The sequence below is a fragment of the Proteus terrae genome, assembly GCF_003144325.1.
GTDB classification, from domain to species: domain Bacteria; phylum Pseudomonadota; class Gammaproteobacteria; order Enterobacterales; family Enterobacteriaceae; genus Proteus; species Proteus terrae.
Map to the genome: position 1 here is coordinate 254,711 of NZ_PENS01000005.1, position 17,190 is coordinate 271,900.

21 protein-coding genes are annotated in these 17,190 nt (G+C 36.0%); 11 read left to right on the plus strand and 10 right to left on the minus strand.

Translation table 11 applies throughout. The annotated features are described in order from the left end of the window. Positions 1 to 137: 137 nt before the first annotated feature. Together DK857_RS05955 and DK857_RS05960 are read right to left on the minus strand one after the other, a co-directional pair. On the minus strand, positions 138 to 500 hold the full coding sequence (locus DK857_RS05955; RefSeq protein ID WP_109393888.1) for a hypothetical protein: 363 nt from the start codon (positions 498 to 500) through the stop codon (positions 138 to 140). 712 nt (positions 501 to 1,212) lie between these two features. Next, positions 1,213 to 1,434: a DUF2594 family protein gene (locus DK857_RS05960; RefSeq protein ID WP_006536484.1), complete on the minus strand. Its 222-nt coding sequence runs from the start codon at positions 1,432 to 1,434 to the stop codon at positions 1,213 to 1,215. Positions 1,435 to 1,712: 278 nt separating this feature from the next. Between DK857_RS05960 and DK857_RS05965 the strand changes: the two genes are divergently transcribed. The 7 genes from DK857_RS05965 to DK857_RS05995 all read left to right on the plus strand — a co-directional run bounded on the left by DK857_RS05965 (position 1,713) and on the right by DK857_RS05995 (position 6,322). Further along, on the plus strand, positions 1,713 to 2,597 hold the full coding sequence (locus tag DK857_RS05965; protein WP_109393887.1) for an NAD(P)H-hydrate dehydratase: 885 nt from the start codon (positions 1,713 to 1,715) through the stop codon (positions 2,595 to 2,597). 141 nt (positions 2,598 to 2,738) lie between these two features. After that, positions 2,739 to 3,167 carry a universal stress protein gene (locus tag DK857_RS05970; protein WP_036912874.1) on the plus strand — a complete coding sequence of 143 codons (429 nt, stop codon included), beginning with the start codon at positions 2,739 to 2,741 and terminating at the stop codon, positions 3,165 to 3,167. 118 nt (positions 3,168 to 3,285) lie between these two features. Further along, positions 3,286 to 3,624, plus strand: a complete 339-nt coding sequence (locus DK857_RS05975; RefSeq protein ID WP_075674296.1) for a hypothetical protein — start codon at positions 3,286 to 3,288, stop codon at positions 3,622 to 3,624. 66 nt (positions 3,625 to 3,690) lie between these two features. Continuing rightward, complete coding sequence (locus tag DK857_RS05980) at positions 3,691 to 4,128, plus strand: universal stress protein (protein WP_098942597.1); 438 nt, start codon at positions 3,691 to 3,693, stop codon at positions 4,126 to 4,128. Positions 4,129 to 4,337: 209 nt separating this feature from the next. Continuing rightward, positions 4,338 to 4,751: a hypothetical protein gene (locus tag DK857_RS05985; protein WP_109401775.1), complete on the plus strand. Its 414-nt coding sequence runs from the start codon at positions 4,338 to 4,340 to the stop codon at positions 4,749 to 4,751. A 303-nt stretch (positions 4,752 to 5,054) separates the two neighbouring features. Further along, a complete protein-coding gene (locus DK857_RS05990) occupies positions 5,055 to 5,858 on the plus strand; it encodes a threonine/serine exporter family protein (protein WP_109393883.1) in 804 nt (267 codons plus the stop codon). Further along, positions 5,849 to 6,322 carry a threonine/serine exporter gene (locus tag DK857_RS05995; RefSeq protein ID WP_109394037.1) on the plus strand — a complete coding sequence of 158 codons (474 nt, stop codon included), beginning with the start codon at positions 5,849 to 5,851 and terminating at the stop codon, positions 6,320 to 6,322. Before DK857_RS05990 ends, DK857_RS05995 begins: the two co-directional genes overlap by 10 nt. A gap of 4 nt (positions 6,323 to 6,326) precedes the next feature. Here the strand turns inward: DK857_RS05995 and DK857_RS06000 are convergent, their stop codons facing one another. Beyond that, a complete protein-coding gene (locus DK857_RS06000; RefSeq protein ID WP_036912881.1) occupies positions 6,327 to 6,509 on the minus strand; it encodes a hypothetical protein in 183 nt (60 codons plus the stop codon). A gap of 253 nt (positions 6,510 to 6,762) precedes the next feature. Here DK857_RS06000 and DK857_RS06005 point away from each other — a divergent pair, with 253 nt between their 5' ends. Next, entirely contained in the window at positions 6,763 to 7,746 is a 984-nt protein-coding gene (locus DK857_RS06005; protein ID WP_109401776.1) for an endonuclease, read from the plus strand. A 15-nt stretch (positions 7,747 to 7,761) separates the two neighbouring features. Here the strand turns inward: DK857_RS06005 and DK857_RS06010 are convergent, their stop codons facing one another. Continuing rightward, a complete protein-coding gene (locus tag DK857_RS06010; RefSeq protein ID WP_100160255.1) occupies positions 7,762 to 8,205 on the minus strand; it encodes a methyltransferase family protein in 444 nt (147 codons plus the stop codon). A 352-nt stretch (positions 8,206 to 8,557) separates the two neighbouring features. Between DK857_RS06010 and phoH the strand changes: the two genes are divergently transcribed. Continuing rightward, positions 8,558 to 9,343 carry a phosphate starvation-inducible protein PhoH gene (gene phoH, locus DK857_RS06015; RefSeq protein WP_109393881.1) on the plus strand — a complete coding sequence of 262 codons (786 nt, stop codon included), beginning with the start codon at positions 8,558 to 8,560 and terminating at the stop codon, positions 9,341 to 9,343. Between the two features lie 100 nt (positions 9,344 to 9,443). Here phoH and DK857_RS06020 read toward each other — a convergent pair whose 3' ends face one another. The 5 genes from DK857_RS06020 to DK857_RS06040 form a co-directional block, all read right to left on the minus strand. Beyond that, entirely contained in the window at positions 9,444 to 10,289 is an 846-nt protein-coding gene (locus tag DK857_RS06020; protein ID WP_109401777.1) for a siderophore-interacting protein, read from the minus strand. A gap of 391 nt (positions 10,290 to 10,680) precedes the next feature. Continuing rightward, entirely contained in the window at positions 10,681 to 11,064 is a 384-nt protein-coding gene (locus DK857_RS06025; protein WP_006536506.1) for a DUF805 domain-containing protein, read from the minus strand. 670 nt (positions 11,065 to 11,734) lie between these two features. Further along, the gene (locus tag DK857_RS06030) at positions 11,735 to 11,896 is read right to left on the minus strand and encodes a DUF2474 domain-containing protein (RefSeq protein ID WP_088495408.1); all 162 of its coding nucleotides are present in this window, start codon (positions 11,894 to 11,896) and stop codon (positions 11,735 to 11,737) included. After that, positions 11,877 to 12,884: a cytochrome d ubiquinol oxidase subunit II gene (gene cydB, locus DK857_RS06035; RefSeq protein WP_109401778.1), complete on the minus strand. Its 1,008-nt coding sequence runs from the start codon at positions 12,882 to 12,884 to the stop codon at positions 11,877 to 11,879. The genes DK857_RS06030 and cydB overlap by 20 nt, the downstream gene beginning before the upstream one ends. Next, the gene (locus DK857_RS06040; protein ID WP_109401779.1) at positions 12,874 to 14,208 is read right to left on the minus strand and encodes a cytochrome ubiquinol oxidase subunit I; all 1,335 of its coding nucleotides are present in this window, start codon (positions 14,206 to 14,208) and stop codon (positions 12,874 to 12,876) included. The genes cydB and DK857_RS06040 overlap by 11 nt, the downstream gene beginning before the upstream one ends. A gap of 137 nt (positions 14,209 to 14,345) precedes the next feature. Between DK857_RS06040 and DK857_RS06045 the strand changes: the two genes are divergently transcribed. Together DK857_RS06045 and DK857_RS06050 are read left to right on the plus strand one after the other, a co-directional pair. Next, positions 14,346 to 15,761, plus strand: coding sequence for an aminotransferase-like domain-containing protein (locus DK857_RS06045; protein ID WP_109393877.1), 1,416 nt, complete (start codon positions 14,346 to 14,348; stop codon positions 15,759 to 15,761). Positions 15,762 to 15,875: 114 nt separating this feature from the next. Beyond that, positions 15,876 to 16,445 carry a HutD/Ves family protein gene (locus DK857_RS06050; protein WP_109393876.1) on the plus strand — a complete coding sequence of 190 codons (570 nt, stop codon included), beginning with the start codon at positions 15,876 to 15,878 and terminating at the stop codon, positions 16,443 to 16,445. Positions 16,446 to 16,501: 56 nt separating this feature from the next. Here the strand turns inward: DK857_RS06050 and DK857_RS06055 are convergent, their stop codons facing one another. Then, positions 16,502 to 17,113 carry a LysE family translocator gene (locus tag DK857_RS06055; protein ID WP_109401780.1) on the minus strand — a complete coding sequence of 204 codons (612 nt, stop codon included), beginning with the start codon at positions 17,111 to 17,113 and terminating at the stop codon, positions 16,502 to 16,504. Between the last annotated feature and the right edge of the window lie 77 nt (positions 17,114 to 17,190).

Below are 17,190 nucleotides of genomic sequence, written 5' to 3' on the forward strand. Positions count from 1 at the left end.
ACCTTGAATTATTTAGGGTATAGAGAAAGAGAAAAAAGCAAAAAGGAAAAGAATAAGTGATGGAGAGGGGAAATAAAAAAGAGCAGGATAATTTCTACTCTTTAAATTGATTGCTACTCTCATTACTAATGAGATAGTTATTTTTTCTGCTCTTCTAACGCTGAGACCAATTGAATTTTACAAGCGGCAACAATTTGAGTTAGGCCTTCTTGGAATTCTGCTCGAGAACCAATTTCAGCTTTTGCGTCACGTAAAGAGTTAACAACTTCGATAGTACCTTCAGTAAATTGCGCTTCAGTTGCTTCTAATTTTGCAAAATCAAATTTCTTTGCATTTAAAGAGGCTACTGCATCTTTAGCAATTTTCTCTGCTGGCTCTTTTGTGTCATAAGCTTTAATTGAGATATCTTTAAAAGTATCGCAGTAATCATCAGCCATTTTTGTTGGGTTAGCAAAAGCAACAGCAGGTAATAATAGCAGAGATAAGAGAAGTGGTTTCATTTTAGCCTCATGTTTATTTTTTAGTACGTACTTATTGAGTGTAACATATAAACAGGAGTGACGATAAATCAGAATAAGTGTAAAAATATAAATAGTTAATATTTTTAATTCAATGGGTTTTAACCAGTATTGTTATAATTGTGTTTAGGGACAATAAGCTAGCATTTTTTGACTGAATAAAAGTTCACAATTTACAACAACGGAAACAACTCAAAATATAATAATATTAGGATTTATCTTTATTTACATTTCATAAGGTGGTTTTTTATTTGTGTTAAAAATAACAAAAAATCCGTTTTAAATATAAAAATAAGAATAAAAAAGAGTTAAGTAACTATCTGTTAACATTAAGATAATTTTAATATATTGTATTTAGTAGGTTGATTTGTAATCGTGTTAGTTATGACAAGAAAACTTTTAATACTGCGATTTAATTTAAATAACATTAAAAACATTAAACAAAAAGAGGTTTTGATATCAATCCTTAGATAAAATTATCGAAAATAATTCAAATAGGAAAATCGAGGATGGGTAAAAGAGAAAAAAATCCCCTCTACAAGGATAGAGGGGTAGCTAAATGAATAAAGAATGGTTTATTTCGAGATTGAGTATATAGGAAGTTTGAAACTAAAATTTGTTTATTTGTGCAGCACAAAAAGTTTAGAAAATAGGATAAAAATATGTGTAAGTACTTAACTCGAAAATAAACATATTATTGGCGATAAGCTGTCTTAATTTGGCTAATTGTATTACGGAATGTCTCTGCTTGTTTTTCGTCATCAACTTCTGCAATAGCACGTTCAATATTTAAAATAACACGTCCAGCATCTGCTTGACCTAATGCTTTTAACATATAGGTGACTAGTGTTTTTAAGCAAGCCACTTCTTCTGCTAATGTTTCCACATCTGCTTGTGTTTTAAACTTCTCGTTCATTATCTACGTTCCTTTGTCTTTAATTTATAAATCATATCAGGCTAGGTCATTAGAATAGCAAAGTCTCAGCAAGGTATGAATAGTGATAATGAAAGCATTTTATCATATTGAAATTGTTAGCATGATAAAGAGACAAAATAGTTAGTGATCCCATTTATTTGTTAAAACCACGCTATACTTTGAACATTATGTTTTGAACGTTAATACAAACAGATGTGGTACAGCAACCATTGCCAGCAATAAGAAAAAATGCAGAAAAAGGAGGGAAGGGAAATAATATGAATGAAGAACAACTATTACACGCGATCACTCATTATCCCGCACTTTATCAGCGCAAGTCAGGGAATACACATAAAGGAACATTTGGCACATTAGGCATTGTAGGTAGTGCAGAAGGAATGAGTGGCGCGATTGTATTAGCCGGTAAAAGTGCATTAAAAGCAGGGTGCGGAAAGGTATTTCTTGGTTTTGCTCAGCCACAACTTCCTGTTCCTTTTATTGATAGTGCGCCAGAGCTTATGCTCAAAACAGCACTGACATTGATGAATCAACAAGATATTTCTGCTTGGGCGGTTGGATGTGGATTAGGATTATCTGCAAATTCTGAAGAGATCTTATCAATAGCTTTGGCACAACGTAATGAAAATATACCCTATGTTTTTGATGCAGATGCATTAGTGTTAATGGCTAAATTAAAATCAGAATTCTCACTTAATCAGCATTGTGTATTAACACCACACCCTAAAGAAGCCTCTATTTTGCTTAATTGCACACTAAATGATATTCAAAATAATAGAGAAGAAGCGGCAAAAGAGATTGCAAAGCTTTATCATTGTTGGGCAATAATCAAGGGGCAAAATACTGTAGTGACATCCCCGAAAGGGGAAATCACAATTAATAAAACCGGTAATAGTGGATTATCAACCGCAGGGAGTGGTGATGTGCTAACGGGTGTTATGGGCAGTTTTTTGGCACAAGGAATGACAATGTCTGATGCTGTAAAAAGTGCGGTTTGGATACATGGAATGGCGGCGGATATCTTAGTTGAAAAAGGTATTGGGCCAATAGGATTAACTGCATCAGAATTGATTGATACTATCCGAAATATTCGTAATCAAATATGGACGTTAGCACAGCAACATAATGCAAACTATTTTGAATGATCACTTTTATTTTTAGCTTAACGTATTAATAATTAAAGTAGGTTTATATTAAGATTAGATTGTTTTTAGTTAATTCACTCACAGTAATCTTTGGGTTATTGCGATAGGATTAAGGCAAATGGAGAGTTGAGAGGAGTTATTATGTATAAAACGATTTTAGTGCCTATTGATATTGTAGAAGAAGAGTTAACCAGTAAAGCGGTACGACATGCAGTGTATTTAGCAAAAGAAACGGGAGCTAATTTACATTTAATTCATGTTCTTCCTATCTCTTCAGCAATCATTAATGCTTATTCATTGGGTTATCCAGAAATTAAAGATAAAGCGACAGTGAAGGCAGAGAATGATATGCAAATGTTGGTAGATTCGGTGGATTTGCCTGCTGAAAAGGTCGCTTATACGGTTACTTTTGGCTCACCGCGTGATGAAATTTTAGTTACAGCAAAAGATATTCAAGCTGATTTAATTGTGATTGGTTCACGTAGACCTAATATCAGCACTCATTTATTAGGCTCAACCGCTGCGGGTGTTGTTCGCTATGCTGAAATTTCAGTATTAGTGGTTCGTTAATATATTACTAATATGCTATGAGCATCTCTCATAGCATATTTTTTAGTTTTTTTGTGTAGCTTATCTTATTTATTCAATAAGCCATTTATTGAATAAACACTCTATAGAGTGAATAAGAATGGAAAAATTTACCCAAGAACTTTTAAGGCTCGATCATTTTATTCTACGCATCTTACGCTATTATGTAATAGGCTCTATTTTCTTTTTTTTAGGATTATTACCCGGCGTATTAGGATTTTATTTAATTGAAGGACATAGTTTTATGGAATCTTCATTAAATGCAATCTCTATGTTAAGTGGTCAACCGGTAGAGCCGGCACCTGCAACCCCAACAGGGCGCTTTTTTATTGCAATTTATGGTTTATTTCTTCAGTGTGTTTTTATTTTATCAATTGGGCTTGTAGTGACACCTTTTATTCATCGACAATTGCATAAATGGCATCTAGAGGAAGATTAAATAAGCAAGCTGTGGGATTAACGCTACAATAATAAACAGACAATAATCTGATAATGAGGAGTTGCTATGTACAAGACAATTCTAGTACCTGTTGATATTTCAGAAGATGAGTTAACGACTAAAGCCTTACAACATGCTGTTTATATTGCCAAATTAGAAGGCGCAAAACTACATCTTTTCCATGCCATTCCTGATATTTCACGTTTCTCTATTAGTTATAGCTATCATTATGACATGCTCAGCTCTTTTGCAAATAAAGCACTTGAGCGTGTACAAGAACAACTGCAAGAATTAGCTGATGGCATTGATTTGCCAAATGAACAAGTCGAATTTTCAGCCGTATTTGGTTCTGCAAGAGATAAAGTTTTAGAACTCGCTGAAAAAATTCATGCAGATTTAATTGTAATAGGTTCTCGTCGTCCTAGTATTTCAACCCATCTATTGGGTTCAAATGCATCAGGTATTGTTGCTTATGCTAAGCAATCTGTTTTAGTTGTTCGCTAAAATTTTTATAGAAGTTAGAAAATAGTATGCAACCCCTAGATCTCGATTTAGGGGTTTTTTATTTTTAAATTTAAGCATTGCCATTTTAAATTGTAGGTGAATGTGATTGCTTATTAATGCGGTTTTATTTTAAATACTCGGATCTTTATTGATTGAGAATGATAGTCATTCTAAAGTGTAACGATTGTTATTAATTAGAGATGAGTATTATGTTGAATAATAAAACTTTTACCGTTATGGGTGTTGAGCAATTTCCTGTTATTACGATGAAAATATTTCCAGAAACACTGGAAGATGCCAATGATTGGACTGCTGAAATGGATATTGTATTAAACGAAAAAAGAAAATTTGTTCTGGTTTACCCTTCCATCAATAAAAAGGATAAAGAGCATAAAAAAGAAGATATGGAAGGGATGAAGGCGGTTAGACGTTGGCTTAAAGAGGGGAAAAAGCTTCTTAGTGAATATTGTGTAGGTATGATAATGACTGCCGATCCACAAAAAAATGATAAAGAGCAACTGGTACAACTCTCTTCTGTTATTTCTGCTGTTTATGGTGTTCCTGTATTTGTTGCAGAAACTCTGGGAGAGTCTTATATTCAAGCTAATGAATTGGTGAAGTAATTAAACCTTACTAATTTTCTTAATTAAATTAGTTTATAAAGCACTTATTTGAGTGCTTTTTTATTAAAACAGTGATTGCTATTTGATGATGTAAGTTAAAAATAAGGAACGGATATTTAATCACTGTAGTGTAACTTTCTATAACAATATTTATGACTATCCACCTATAACATTGATCTGCCTACAGCCTTAAATATTTTATTTGTTCATAATAGTATTGAAAGATAATAGAGCGAGAAACGAGCTATGCTGATAAACTTTATATTAGCAATGGCTCGTTTTTGATTAAAACTAAGGCATAGTATGGATAATGAGATAATGGCGGATTGTACTGCCATTTCACAAGATAAACAGCGTGAAATTACCAAGTTATGTATTCAAACTGCGTTGTTGTTATTGCAGCATGGTGCAGAAAGTATGCTGGTTGAACAGCTTTCAACCCGCCTAGGTTTAGCTTTAGGTGTACATCAAGTCGAAAGTGCAATTTCTGCTAATGCAGTGGTATTAACCACCATTGTTAATGGGCATTGCCAAACTTCAACACGTAAGATTGTCGATCGCGGTATTAATATGCATGTTGTCACTGAAGTGCAGCATATTGTTATTTTGGTCGAACATCACCTTGCAGATATTCATGAAGCAAGAAAACGCTTTGAGCATATAAAACCGTTACGTTATCCTCGTTGGGCGATTATTTTTATGGTTGCCTTATCTTGTGGCTGTTTCTCTAAATTAAATGGTGGTAATTGGGATGGCTTTTTAGTTTCTGCCATTGGTGGTGGTCTTGGTATGTTTGTTCGCCAAGCATTAACACATCGCCAAATGAACCCATTAATTAATTTCTGTATTACTGCATTTGTGGCAACTTCAGTCTCTGGTCTATTATTAAAGCTCTCTTATTTTCAAACCACGGCGACTATTTCAATGGCAGCCAGCGTTTTATTACTTGTTCCCGGGTTTCCTTTAATTAATGCTGTTGCTGATATGTTTAAAGGGCACGTTAATACAGGCTTAGCGCGTTGGGCAATGGCAACAATGTTAACTTTAGCCACCTGTTTAGGCGTTATTTTAGCTATGGCAGTATGGGAGTTAAGAGATTGGGCATAATAACGATACTTCTCACCCTAATTGAAGATATGATCTTAGCTGCTATTCCCGCAGTAGGTTTTGCGATGGTATTTAATGTACCTTTAAGGGCATTAAAATATTGCGCACTATTAGGAGCAATAGGGCACGGCTCTCGTACTGTTTTAGTAATGAGCGGGATGAACATAGAATGGGCAAGTTTTTGTGCTGCCATTTTAGTGGGTTGCATTGGTATTCAATGGTCACGTTGGTGGCTTGCACACCCTAAAGTTTTTACTGTTGCCGCGGTTATTCCGATGTTCCCAGGAATAAATGCATATATAGCGATGATCTCAGTGGTGAAGTTAACACAAATTGGTTATAGCGCAGAAATTTTTGAAGCTTTAGTTACTAATTTCCTTAAAGCTTCATTTATTGTCGGTGCGCTCTCTATCGGGCTATCCTTGCCGGGATTATGGTTATATCGCAAGCGTCCGAGTGTATAATGACTTACATCGCGTGTTGTAATGAATTTAATGTAATATCCAGTTCATTTTTGTCAGAAATAATAATCTGAATTCGTAATTTATTCTCAGACTCTAAACTAGCATGCGCTTTAACATCTTCGTTATTCGCATGTTTTTTTGTTATCTCGACTAATTCGTCCATCAAATTCAGCATATTCTCATTCATTTTTAAATTTCTCCAAATCATTGATGGACTAAACCATAGCAAATCCCTTTTACGTTAATGTCGAGAATAACGGCTTTTTCTATCACCATTCACGCTTATTGTTTTATTTTTTATACAAAAAATAGCAAGAAAGATTGCCCAAAATAAATAAAAAAAAGGTAAGATTAGGCTAAATAAAAATAAGATTATCAGTTGGTTATTAAAAATAATTCTTATTGGGTTTAATAAAACAAAGAGTAAGGCAGATACCACTTTGAGAAAAATATTACACTATACCGCGGTTGTGTTGGGTTTGTTTTTTATTACGCTAAAAGTGCAAGCACAAGCCCCCGAAAATTTTACAAAAGCGAAAGAGGTAGCAAAAGAACGTATTTATTATGATCAAAATCAAAAATCACAAGGCACTATTTATTGTGGTTGTGATTGGGAATGGGTAGGTAAATCTGGTGGACGTGTTAATTTAGCCAGTTGTGGTTATAAAATCAGAACCCAACAAACAAGAGCAGAACGTATTGAGTGGGAGCATATTGTTCCCGCATGGGTTTTTGGTCATCAACGCCAATGTTGGCAAAATGGAGGCAGAACTAATTGTGTGAAAAACGATCCTGTATTTGGCAAAATTGAAGCTGATTTACACAATTTAGCGCCATCTATTGGTGAAGTTAATGGGGATCGTAGCAATTTTAGTTTTGGACAATTACCAGCACAAGCACCTTATCAATATGGTCAATGCCGTAGCCGTGTTGACTTCGCGTCACGTACTTTTGAACCTCGCAATGAAGTTAAGGGGCAAGTAGCAAGGGTTTATTTCTACTTACATGATCGCTATAACCTCTCTATGTCACGCCAACAACAACAGTTATTAATGGCTTGGGATAATGCTTATCCACCAACAGCTTGGGAAAAAGAGCGTGATAACCGTATTGCTCGTATTGTTGGATATCATAATCCGTTTGTGACGGGTGAAGTGAAGTGGCAATTAGGACATAAAAATAGCGGTGCCGGATTATCTGCAACAAATAGTGCACCAGCCACTAAAGCTAAAACTGAAACGCCTAAACAAGTAAATACATCACAATCTGAAGATATTAAAGGTAATGTTAATAGTAAGATCTACCATTTTGCACATTGTTCTGGTTATAAAACAATGTCAGATAAAAATGCGGTTTTGTTTAAAACAGAGAGTGAGGCTATTAAGGCAGGTTACCGTTTAGCTAATAACTGTAAACAGCCTTAATCGTAATTATTTAGGTCACATCCAACGACGAACGTGGCGACAATATTGTTGCCACGCTTGTGGAAATAATTCACTTAAGATTTTCTCTTCACGTACTATCGTATAGCGATCAGTAATAAAGTAAAACGCAATTGCAGCTCCTAAAAAACCCCAATTACCAAAAATAAAAAATAACCCGATACTGATATCTAAAAAACCAAGATACATAGGATTGCGACTTATTTTATAAGGACCACTTGTCACTAATTGTCGAGGTGTGTGATTGGGATTAGGAGATGTTTTTTGTTTAATAAAAAAGGAGAGGCAATAAAAAAGCCAGATCCCAGAAGTCGTAATAGTGAGTAAACCGAGATAAAAAAAGAAGCCCATTTTAAGAGAGCCAGAGTGAAGTTCAAAACCAATAAATGGAATGAGGTTAAGTAGTAACCAATAAACAAAAGGCAATCGTAAGAAATTCATTTATTCCCCCCAAAAAATAACACTTATTGTTATTTTTATGTTAAGTCCATCTCGTTATAAATCATCTCAGTATTGAAAATATTTTTATTTTGTCATTATACTGTCATAAAGCTTCGTTAATTTTCACTCTAACTCCATGATGGGGAATATGAATGACAGAAGCAATGGAAATATCTCGTTACTCACAGAAAACCGGCAACAACCCGTTCATTGATGTTTAATGTTCAGGATTGTGACCGGTTTTTTGTTTTCTGCGACTAAATAGAGTCTGAAGGGGACTCACCGGTAAGTGAATGGAATAAAAACAGAGATGTCGATGACTTTTTGAAGACTAACAAGGGTAAATACCACTATGAGTAGACAAAAAGCAGCAACACGTTTACGCCGAGAAAATAAACGCACCTCACGTAAAGAACAACGTAATGGAGCACATCGAGATAATGTTATGGTTTTACCGGGATTTGGGGATATTGATACCATTGGCATGGCGAGAGAAAAACGCGATGAACGTGTGTTATCTCCTCGCAACGAAGCACAGCGCCAATATATGAATGCAATTAAGCATCAAAATCTTATTTTTGCCACAGGCGAAGCTGGCTGTGGTAAAACCTTTCTTAGTGCCGCAATGGCTGCCGAAGCTTTAATTAATAAAGAAATAGAACGTATTATTGTTACTCGACCAGTATTGCAGGCAGATGAAGATCTCGGTTTCTTACCCGGCGATATTGCTGAAAAATTCGCACCGTATTTTCGTCCGGTTTATGACGTATTAGTGAAACGCTTAGGTGCTTCATTTTTACAATATTGTTTACGACCTGAAATCGGTAAAGTTGAAATTGCACCTTTCGCTTATATGCGGGGGCGTACTTTTGAAAATGCATTTGTTATTCTAGATGAAGCGCAGAATGTTACGGTAAATCAAATGAAATTATTTCTAACCAGAATGGGTGAAAATGTCACCGTTGTGGTTAATGGCGATATTACCCAGTGTGATTTACCTACTAATGTACCGTCTGGATTAGCAGATGCACTGATTCGATTTGAAGCTAATAATCGAGTAGGAGTGATTAAATTTATGCAAGAAGATTGTGTGCGCTCTACATTATGTCAGCATGTATTAGCTGCTTATAATGATTAAATAGGCGTAGGGATTTTTGTATAAAATAAAAAAGGCTGCATATTATTGAAGGATTTAATATGCAGCCTGTACAGCCAACACTTGATCTTTAATTTATCACTCAGTTTACGTCTTCGTTATCCATAACATGATGACGTTCAGAATGATAACCTTCTTCGTCATAACCAAAACGCCAATAAGGAATGGCATAAATTAAACTACGATCGTAACCGTTATCACGACGAATATGGCGTCTTAATGCACGAATAATTTTGTCTTCACCCGCAATCCAAAATGCCACATCTTCAGCAGGCAATTCCCATGATATAAATTCATTAATTAAGTTCTGGGTTTGTTCTTCTACTGAGCCAATTAACCAGATTATCTCTAAGCCGCTAGGGTGTTTAATTTCTTGACGATGTGTTTCGTCTTCTACTCGTATAACAACTTTTCCTTGAACATTAGGCTGCATGGTTTCAATTAAAGCCATTAAAGCTGGTAATGAACTTGGGTCAGCTGCCATATAGTAATGTGACGCAGGTGCTAATAAAGGATCAGGGCCACCCGGATTAGTGATCCCAATATAGTCGCCTTGCTTAGCATTTAGCGCGAAATCAATAGCAGGACCTGCATCGTCATGTACGGCAAATTCAATATCTAACTCTTTTTGCTCAGGACGAATAGCACGAACACTATAAGTACGTACAATCGATCTTGGTTCGCCTTCAGGCCATTTAGGGCCTTTTTCAGAAAAGCCCGGTACGGTAGGTTTAACTTGGCCTTCTAAAGGTAAGAATATTTTTAAATGTGCTCCCGCAGTATCTGCTGGATAAGTATCTAAATCATCGCTAGTAAAGGTAATACAGCGCATTCCTGGAGTGACATCAGTAATACGTTTTACTTGAACTAGGCGAGGAGGTGCTGGTTTATAAATATTTTTTTCTTGAGGTGTTTTTTGGTTACTCACGTTTTTTTACCTGACTCATTTAATTGTTTTATCGACGTAGATATTATTATTTTCAATTAATAATGATAGTCATTATCAATATTAACATTGATTTAGTAAAGGAAAGCGTATTTTTTACTTATATTGTGTGACTAAGTTCAAACTCATAACAAAGAAAACTTAAGGATCAATGCAATAAGCATAGTGTAATAACGTGATGGCGTTAATTAGAAACGTTAGAAGCAAGTAAAAATACCAAAGTACAATGCGGGAGGAGATGAGCCAGTGTTATTTTATTTAAAGAAAGGAATGTTTTTAGATCTTTGTAACAAAGGTAGGAAAATCAATTAATACAGTGAGTATACTTAATCTAGTTACACTCACTGTATTGTTATATTCATTCAGTAATAGATTAAGCTTTAGGATCTGGGCCGAATCTGTTGTCACCTTTAGTACCTTCAAGGCACATAAAGACAAAAACAATTAATCCACCAACAGCGGGAATAAATGCAAGTAAAAACATCCAACCTGATTTATCTTGGTCGTGGAAGCGACGAATAGTCACTGCAAGGCTAGGGATAATAATAGCTAAAGAGTAAATACCTAAAATGATACCAACAATTGAACCTAATCCACTCATTTCACCCGTATTCATGTCTATTGATGAAATCACAATAGCATATAGGATGGTAATAATAATGGTATTTACTAGAGTAAACATCCAATATTCTTTTCTGCGAGCACGTCCTGAAAAGTTAGCATAATTATTTTTAATGACTTCCAAATACCAATTCATGATTTCATCCTTAATTTAGTAGCAACAATGAGTAAGCCTAGTGTAAGTGATCTTTCTTAGCAATTAAGATAAATCTAAATTATCAAAATATGTATTTTGAACAGACATCATCAATTATCCATCCTTTTTTAATAGGGAGTGGATTTAATTCTTGAATTAATCATATGGCATATCTAAATGACACATTTGGTGTGTCTTTATAAAATAATACAGATATGAACCTGCTAGGCGGCGATATCATAATTACTTTGGAAACTTAATTCAACATTCATTCCATCTTATTTATAGAGAAGATAGCTTTTTATAGGATTTTTTATATCTTTATTTATCGTAATAAATGCCTAAAAAAGATTTTATCTCTTATTTTTAATCAAAAATGATGTATTTAAAATGATTTTATCAAGGTGTTTGATTTAAATTTAGTTAATTATGGATAAATGAAAATATTTGCTTTTGTGTTTTATTTTTATAACAAAGAAATTTATATAAAAATTAATTACTAAAAGAGTATTTAATAAGAATAGGTTAAGTTTTAATGACATTAAAGAGTCGTTCACTATCTTAAATAAAGATAAAAGGGCTGAAGATAACTTCAGCCCTTTTTTTACTTCTATTCTATAGTTTACCGTATTCGGTGCTAGTTGATTATATTGCTGTATGTATTTTGCCTTTACTTGACTTTCATTCCGGCTAACGTCATTAAAAAACGAAAGAGGGAAGAAACTGCGAATAAGGCTAAAACACTACAAAACCAAATAGTAATCAACCATCCCCATCTTTTTAATAACGAGGGTTTGCTTTGTATTTGTGGATCAGTGATAACCTTCTTCATAATTTGTTTTTCCTCTAAAAACGTAATAACTCCAGAATGTGTACACGAGAATAATTGGAATAATAAACAGTGCGCCAACTAGCATAAATCCTTGGCTTTCTAGCGGTGCGGACGCTTCTACAAAACTAATTGCAGGTGGAATAATGTTAGGCCAAATACTGATCCCTAATCCTGCAAAACCTAAGAAAATTAAGGCCAGCGCACCAAAGAAAGGCAGGTAATGTCCTTGTTTTTTCACTGAGCGTAAAATTAACCAAGTGCTATACAACACTAAAAGAGGAACAGGTAAAAAGAAGAACAGGTTTGGTAATGTGAACCAACGTTCAGCAATTGCAGGTTGTGCTAATGGTGTCCATGCACTAACCGCTGCAATGACTGCAAGCATAACAAGTGTAAGAGGTTTAGCGACCTTATATAGACTCTGCTGTAAATGACCTTCGGTTTTCATAATTAGCCAGCCACATCCTAATAAGGAATAGGCGATAACTAATCCAAATCCACAAAAGAGTGCAAAAGGGGATAACCAGTCAAAATAGCTACCTGCAAAAGTGCGATTAACAACTGGTAAACCTTGAACTACGCTACCAACGACAACGCCTTGCATAAAAGTGGCTAAGATAGATCCAAAGATAAATGATTTATCCCAAAAACCTTTGTGATTTTCATCGGCTTTAAAACGAAATTCAAATGCGACACCACGAAAAATTAAGGCGACAAGCATTAATGTTAGAGGCATTGCTAAAGCATCAAGAATAACCGCGTAAGCTAATGGAAAAGCACCAAATAATGCGGCTCCTCCTAGAACTAACCATGTTTCGTTGCCATCCCATACTGGAGCAACGGTATTCATCATTAAGTCACGATCTTGGTCGCTTTTAATAAATGGATAGAGCACACCGATACCGAGATCGAAGCCATCCATTACAATATACATTAATGTACTAAATACGATGATGACGAACCAAATAACGGGTAAATCAATTCCCATGATGAACCTCCGGTGTACCTTTACGGATCAGTTTTAACATATAGGCATATCCAACACCGAATACAGAGCTATAAACAACTAAGAAGATCAGCAAGCTTATACTCATATGCATTTCGCCGTGTGCTGATACGGCATCTCGTGTTCGTTGTATGCCATAAACAACCCAAGGTTGACGTCCTACTTCAGTTGTAAACCAACCGGCAAGAATAGCGATAAGTCCTGAAGGCGCCATTAGAAAAGTTAGGCGTAAGAAAGCTTTAGATTCATAAAGTTTCTTTTTATATCGTAGCCACGTTCCCCAAACACCGACTAAAATCATTAACATACCAAGGCCAACCATAATGCGGAAAGACCAGAAAACGATAGGTGAGTTAGGTCGGTCTTCTTTTGGAAACTCTTTTAATGCAGGAACTTGTTTTTCTAAGCTATGGGTTAAGATCATGCTGCCAAGATAAGGAATTTCTATCTTATATTTAGTTTCTTCAGCATCCATATCCGGCATACCGAAAAGGATCAGTGGTGTTGCTTCACCCGGTTTATTTTCCCAATGGCCTTCAATAGCAGCAATTTTTGCAGGTTGATGTTTTAAGGTATTTAAACCATGAATATCACCAATGAGTGCTTGAATGGGGGCTAAAATTAAAATCATCCACAACGACATTGAAAGCATCTTTTTCATGGCTGATGTTTTATGGCCTTTGAGCAGGTGCCACGAGGCAGATGCAGCAATAAAGAAGGCCGAAGCAAGGAAAGCAGCAACACCCATATGAGCAAGGCGATAAGGGAATGATGGATTGAAAATAACCGCGAGCCAATCTACAGGAACAACTTGGTTATTTATAATTTCAAACCCTTGTGGTGTTTGCATCCAGCTATTTGAAGCCAAGATCCAAAACGTAGACATTAATGTACCTAATGCCACCATACAGGTTGCGAAAAAGTGAAGTTTTTCGCCTACTTTATTCCAACCAAACAGCATCACACCTAAGAAACCAGCTTCTAAGAAGAAAGCGGTAAGAACTTCATAAGTGAGTAGAGGGCCTGTAATTGAGCCCGCAAAATCAGAGAAAAAACTCCAGTTGGTTCCGAATTGATAGGCCATGACCAAACCAGAGACAACGCCCATAGCAAAGTTAACAGCGAATATTTTTGACCAGAAATGAAATAACGCTAAATAATCCTTATTGCGAGTTCTTAACCATAAACCTTCCAATACGGCTAAAAAGCTAGCCAGTCCGATGGTAATCGCAGGGAAGATAATATGAAAAGAAACTGTGAACGCAAATTGGATACGCGCCAAATCAAAGGCACTTAACCCAAGCATAAAAAACCTCGTTTTATTGATATGTAAATATAAATTGCAGGTAAATCGTGTGGATTAGTAGACCATATGACAGTAAGCTATAATAGTGACAATAAGTTTAAAAATGACTATAACAGTTTTGAGGTGAACAGTTTTATATGACTCGATATGAACAGCTTGCAGCGCAAATACGCCAACAGATTGAAGATAATATCTGGCAATCTGGTGACCGTTTACCTTCATTGCGGGATACGGTGAAACAATCAGGTTTAAGTTTAATGACTGTTTTACAATCGTATCAGTTATTAGAAAGCCAAGGATGGATAACCGCACGACCACAATCAGGTTATTACGTTGCTCATCGTAATACACGCTTTGGTCAAGTGACAGCCAGTAAAGGGCTACACATGAGTGAAAATGTTGAGATAAGCACCTCTATTTTCAATGTCCTTCAAGCATGTAAAGATCCTGAAATTATTCCTTTTGGTTCCGCTTTCCCCGATCCGAGTTTATTTATTCAACCTAAATTAAGTAGTGCATTGGCTTCTGCTGCAAGACATCTAGCGCCCCAAAGTTCGGTGATCAATCTGCCTCCGGGAAATGAAAAGTTACGCCGTAACATTGCACAACGCTATGCATTACAAGGAATTCATGTCTCTCCAGATGAAATTGTGATTACTGCTGGTGCAATGGAATCATTAAGTTTTAGTTTGCAAGCTGTTACCGAACCGGGTGATTGGGTTGTGATTGAGTCACCTGCATTTTATGGTGCATTACAAGCCATTGAACGTTTGCGATTAAAAGCGATTGCCATTAGAACAGATCCTGTAACAGGAATTTGTTTAGATGAACTCGAAAAGGTAGTGGAGCAATACGATATTAAAGCCTGTTGGTTGATGAGCCATTGTCAAAACCCATTAGGTGGAACAATGCCCGATGAGAATAAAATAAGGCTGGTGGAAATATTAGCGAAGAAACAGATAACGCTAATTGAAGATGATGTCTATGGCGAACTCTATAACAGCCAGAAAGCACCGATGCCAGTAAAAGGTTTTGATAAAACAAATAGCGTTTTACATTGCGCTTCTTTTTCTAAATGCCTTGCACCAGGATTTCGTGTGGGCTGGGTTGCGGCAGGAAAACATGCAACAAAAATACAGCAGTTGCAAATGATGAGTACAGTTTCTGCCAGTATGCCAACACAACAAGCTATAGCCGATTATTTATCACAAAGTGGTTATGATACGCATCTTCGCCGATTAAGATTATTGTTAGAACAAAGGCGTTATCGGATGTTGCAAGCGATACAAACGCATTTACCTGAAGATGTAAAAGTGAATATTCCATCAGGAGGGTATTTTCTCTGGTTAGAGTTTGAGTCAACATTTGATGCCAATAAACTCTATCACTTTGCATTAGAACGAGGTGTCAGTATTGCGCCGGGTTCAATGTTTTCCACCAGTTCCCAATTTAATCATGCATTCCGTTTAAACTCTTCTTTTCAATGGAATAGTCGTACTGAAAAAGGAATGGAAATTATTGGTGAAGGATGCAGAAAATTACGACGTAAATAGCTGACGTCAGCGCACATTTTTAAAAGTTAGCTATTGATTTATTGACGGTAATCTCCAATGATTAATCCTTAACCTCATTATCAGACTGATAGCCAGATATTGCAGGAGGATACAATGAAGCTACGTTGTTTTGATCAGCAAGAGTTACCGTTTATATCATGGAATAATCAAAAAGGCACAACGCAAGAAATTGTGTGTTGGCCGGTTAATAATGATTTTTCATGGCGAGCGTGTTTAACCTCTATCGAAGAGAATAGCTCATTAGGACAGTTCCCTGACATTGAACGGCAAATAGTGCTATTAGAAGGTAATGGCGTCAATTTAAATAGCCCTGGTTTTCTTAGTCATTCCGTTACAGACTCTTATCAGCCTTTTGATTTTTCAGGTGATATCCATGTTAAATCTGAACTTATTAAAGGTGGCGTAAAGTGCCTAAATATCATGGTACGTCGGACGTGTTGGAAAGCAGAAACGACCTTAGTAACACGGCCACTTATTTTGCCTAGTTCTCATGCAGGGTTAATTTATGTCACTCAAGGCGAATGGACTTTAATAGGCGCGACTTGTCAGCGTTTGTCAAAAGGCCAAGGCGCTTGGTGGTTGCCTGATATTCGTGAAGGTGAAATAAGACCGTTAACCACAAATTGTCAATTATTATGGGCAGATATTCGACCACTTAAATAGAGGCATTTTTGTGGTCAAATACTGACTAGAATAATAAATAGTGCTTAGGATTAAGGCTAATTTAAAGCCAGATTAATAGCTGCAAAAGTGAGTAATCCTCCTGCAATGCCATCGTTATAGCGGCGACGTTTTTCACTTAAACCACCTTTTAAGCCAATATAAGCAAAAAAGGTGCCGAGCAGACCATAAATAATTAAGCAAGTCGTGATAAATATCCCAGATAACAGCAATGATTGTGTTGCTACATCATTATGATTATCAATAAAGTTTGGTAAAATAGCGAGATAAACGAGTAGTCCTTTAGGATTAAGAAAACTGGTTAAAAAACCTTTACGAAATAGATGTGAGGTTTTTGAGGCATCTAGGGCTAATTGACCTTTTTTACAGGCTGATATCAGCATTCTGATTGCAAGATAACTAATATAGAACACACCAACCCATTTGAGTAAATGAAATAAAATGGGTGATGCTGATACTAAGGCGGCAAGCCCTAACGCACTCAGTAATGCATGGGTTAAATAGCCTGATATAACGCCAGTATTGGCAATCCATGCTGATTTTATACCGCCAGATAGCCCTTGAGATGAGATAAAAAGAATATCGGGCCCAGGCGTGCAGATAAGCGGTAGAACAGTCAGTGCGAATAATAATAAAGTGTTAAATTCCATCTTTTCACCTGATAGAGATAGTTTAAGAGAAATATCGTTTTTGCTGTGAAATTTAGCGGAAAGATTATATGATGTTT